Origin of the sequence: Armatimonas sp. (genome assembly GCF_043760365.1) — a bacterium.
Taxonomy (GTDB): Bacteria; Armatimonadota; Armatimonadia; order Armatimonadales; family Armatimonadaceae; genus Armatimonas.
The window spans coordinates 1-3,180 of record NZ_JAYUPA010000829.1 but is presented as its reverse complement, the minus strand read 5'-3'; the positions used below and the strand labels follow the sequence as shown (position 1 = coordinate 3,180).

The window sequence follows — 3,180 nt, the reverse complement described above, 5'->3', positions numbered from 1 at the left end:
TGCTGGGTTCCTGCCTTAACATAAGCTCGATCCCCAGTTCCCCCATGAGCAACTTCGACGTGCCATGTGACAATACCCTGTCGCGAAACTGTGTAAACGGGTTCGCTAATCGAGCCGTACTTTGATGCCATGCCCTACTATCCTCAATTTCATGACGCGGCCCTGTAGTCCGTTCCATTTCTACGTGGTTTTGTATCCGCAAAATCTTATGTGAAAAAGCCTAGTCTTCGTCGTCATCCGGCGCTGGCCCCATGACCGTTCCCGGTGAGACTCGACGTGCATGCCGTAGCGCATCAGCAATGCTCTTGAAAGTGCTTTTATAAGCTTCTTCGGCTCCCGCCTGAGCAGCTCGAACAATCGGATCATCCAAGTCGTTGTAGCCCTCCGGCATGGGAAAGACGGGGACGCGTTCAATCTTCGGCAGTTCGTCATCTTGATTGCTAATCCTTTCCAACTCCCCATCATCTTCCAACTTTAGGGTTGGTGTTGACCAAGGCACAAAATGCACATGACCACCAGCTTTTAACAATGGGGCGGGATCAACGCCATATCCTGCGGCGAATTTTGCTATAGCGTCTGCCGAAACTTTTTCGCCTCGCCACATTCGAGCAATCGTGTCATGGCTAACCCCAGCATGAACTGCTGCGGTTGAGCGCGGCACGTCTCCCGTTATTTGCAAGACGATCCGCGCAAATTCTGGGTACGGGCCTACTATCTCGGGCTTTGTAGATGGTCGTCCTAATCCGCTCATTCCCCACACACCTGCAATCATTTTTGCACCTCCGGCGAGATGTGACAAGAAACCTGCGTAAAAAGTTGCGCAAGATACTTGCGCAACTCATTGCGATGCCATAAACTATACGCAAGAGTATTGCGTAAAATGAAATCAGAAGAACTTCTTCAAATCCAACGCCTCCTTGACGATGGCACCACACCGGAACTAATTGCTTCTTGGCTTGGAATCCACTACACCACTCTGCTCCGCAGACTGAACACAGCGGGATACAAAATCGAGCGTGAGTCCACATACCGGCTCATTCCTCTGGAGCGTGTTCTCATGCCTGACAGTGAACTGTCAGAGGCTGTCCGATGAGCCAGAAACCTACCGAGAAGAAGCGTAGGCTGTCTGCCGCAAGCTCTATTCTCGCGATGCAAGCAGCACAGGACGCCATCCGAGACACCGACGGGATTGTGCTGGCGGTGCTCATCGTTAGCGGCGGCGAGGACGGCAGGCCACAAATCTACTCTCCCACCATCTCGCCAAACCAGATTTCAGGGGAGTTCGTCGCCGACGTCGCCGACGGATATGCGAGCGCTGCTCGTGAATCCGCAAGAACAGGGCAGGCGTACGTCGGCACGGTGAAGCTTGGCAGCCAGGACGAAGAGTCCGTCCCCGTGAACCCTCTCCATGCCCATCGGGGTTCGGGACGCGGAAAGGAGCAGGTGAACTAGATGAGCCGCAATGACCTCCGCCCTGGCCCTGCCCAGCTACAGCAAAAGGCCATTTTCGATGGTCGTCAAGCCCTTCAGAATACCGCCGCTGGCCTTTCCTGCCCCGACTGCGGAAGCACGACCCGCACGGCGCTACGTGACGGCCACCTGATCCGGCGCTGTGAGGCGCTCAATGCCCGAGGAATCAGCGCGGGCTGTGGCTGGTTCGTGGCGGTGCCTGAGCAAGAGGCGATTGCCCTAGCTGAGATCGCCCGGATCGCGACGCGGGTGGTGGAGAGCGAGGCCAGGCGATGACCGGCTTACGCGCTGCTCGGATTCAGGCGGGCTACAAGACAGCAGTAGCGGCTCACAAGAAATTTGCCAGAGGCAAGCGCGGCAGTGAGGCGCTGAGCTTCTCCTACTTCCAGCTCCTAGAGGCCAAGGGGCCACGGCTCCTGAACGATCCCCTCGCCCGTCGTTTCGCCCGCTTCTACGGGTGCAGCGCAAACCTTATCTATGCGTGGCAGGCAGAGCCCACCACGCTAGCCACTACGGAGGCTCCCACCTTCGTCACGAAAGGAGAAGACGGCATCACGGTACAGGTGGGCGGCCCACCATGCCCCACGGCATCTCATCTCTCTCACCGAGCTCTGGCAGGGGCTCGGCCCGACCTTACAACCGGCCTTCGGGCCGGTTGCACTTACATGGAGGCAGCGTAATGTACCGCTACAGTCTCTTTGCTTGCGGTTCCGCAGGCGATATCCTCGTGCTTTCCTGCAACGGCCTCACGCCCAATGCCTGCTATAAGCAGCTCGCCGATGCAGCAAGACATGCTGCGCTGGGAGCGGCCTCGATGGGCCACGCGGCAATCCTGGAGCTGCGCTACGACCAAGACCGTGATGGTCTCCAACCCTGGGACTTAGTCGTGCGCTGGAGTTCGGACGAAGCCGTTCAGCTCGTGCCGGAGACCGTTGAAGCCGCCCGTATGCGCTGGCTCGACGAGCAAAGTGGAGAAGCTGAATGAGCGCCCCCATCACTTTCGCCTCCGTCAAGCCTGTCGGTTCCGTGGTGGTCTCTGAGTCCCGCGCCTGTGCGATGCTCTCCACGGCAGGCCAGCGGGCGGAGATCCTGCTGGAAGTTGGCTACCGCATCCAGCCCGTAGACCCCACCAACGGCCTTTTCTTCGTCTGGCGGCCTCCCACCGCCAAGCGCAAGTTCGACAACGACGACAACGAGATCCTCGGCTACTTCGTCCAGCTCGGCACCGGGCGCGATCCCGTTCGCTGTGACTGTGAGTGCTTCCGCCTCGCGGGCAACTGCAAACACCATCTTCGGGTTCGCACGGAGGCCAAAAAGTTCTTGCGATTCTTTGGCCTTGTCCCCGATCCCGCCCTTGATAACTGGATCATCGAGCGCTGTACTGCCCTGGAAGGTGAGGGCGCATGAAACTGCTCGCTCGCACGCCCCTGCTTTTCCGCGCGGAACCACGCCCCATAGCCTCGGTGATCTTCGAGCCGCGTGATCTTTGGATCGGCTGCTTCTGGGATCACATCAAGGTTCACCAACTTCCCTATCTCGTCGTCTACCTTGCCGTAGTACCTACGCTGGTTCTGCGTCTGACCATTCCTCTTCGTGGAGATACCCCATGACTCGACCTCGTGAAAAGCAGCTTGAGCTTCCCGAGATGCCCAAGCGCAAAACCGATCCGATGAGCACTGCTTTCGAGCTGACGACCTTTCTAGCCGCGCC

The 3,180-nt window shown here is 58.2% G+C and carries 7 protein-coding genes; 6 read left to right on the top strand and 1 reads right to left on the bottom strand.

Annotation, left to right across the window (positions count from 1 at the left end; all coding sequences use genetic code 11):
* Positions 1–220: 220 nt before the first annotated feature.
* Positions 221–772 carry a hypothetical protein gene (locus tag ACH2EH_RS20420; RefSeq protein WP_395144603.1) on the bottom strand — a complete coding sequence of 184 codons (552 nt, stop codon included), beginning with the start codon at positions 770–772 and terminating at the stop codon, positions 221–223.
* Positions 773–1,089: 317 nt separating this feature from the next.
* Between ACH2EH_RS20420 and ACH2EH_RS20415 the strand changes: the two genes are divergently transcribed.
* The 6 genes from ACH2EH_RS20415 to ACH2EH_RS20390 are packed head-to-tail and all read left to right on the top strand — an operon-like array spanning position 1,090 to position 3,080.
* Positions 1,090–1,452, top strand: a complete 363-nt coding sequence (locus ACH2EH_RS20415) for a hypothetical protein (protein ID WP_395144601.1) — start codon at positions 1,090–1,092, stop codon at positions 1,450–1,452.
* Entirely contained in the window at positions 1,453–1,746 is a 294-nt protein-coding gene (locus ACH2EH_RS20410) for a hypothetical protein (protein WP_395144599.1), read from the top strand.
* Positions 1,743–2,150 (top strand): hypothetical protein, encoded by a 408-nt coding sequence (locus ACH2EH_RS20405; protein WP_395144597.1) that lies wholly within the window; start codon positions 1,743–1,745, stop codon positions 2,148–2,150. The genes ACH2EH_RS20410 and ACH2EH_RS20405 overlap by 4 nt, the downstream gene beginning before the upstream one ends.
* Complete coding sequence (locus ACH2EH_RS20400) at positions 2,150–2,455, top strand: hypothetical protein (protein WP_395144595.1); 306 nt, start codon at positions 2,150–2,152, stop codon at positions 2,453–2,455. Before ACH2EH_RS20405 ends, ACH2EH_RS20400 begins: the two co-directional genes overlap by 1 nt.
* The gene (locus ACH2EH_RS20395; protein WP_395144593.1) at positions 2,452–2,877 is read left to right on the top strand and encodes a hypothetical protein; all 426 of its coding nucleotides are present in this window, start codon (positions 2,452–2,454) and stop codon (positions 2,875–2,877) included. Before ACH2EH_RS20400 ends, ACH2EH_RS20395 begins: the two co-directional genes overlap by 4 nt.
* Positions 2,874–3,080: a hypothetical protein gene (locus ACH2EH_RS20390; RefSeq protein WP_395144591.1), complete on the top strand. Its 207-nt coding sequence runs from the start codon at positions 2,874–2,876 to the stop codon at positions 3,078–3,080. Before ACH2EH_RS20395 ends, ACH2EH_RS20390 begins: the two co-directional genes overlap by 4 nt.
* The last annotated feature ends 100 nt before the right edge of the window (positions 3,081–3,180 follow it).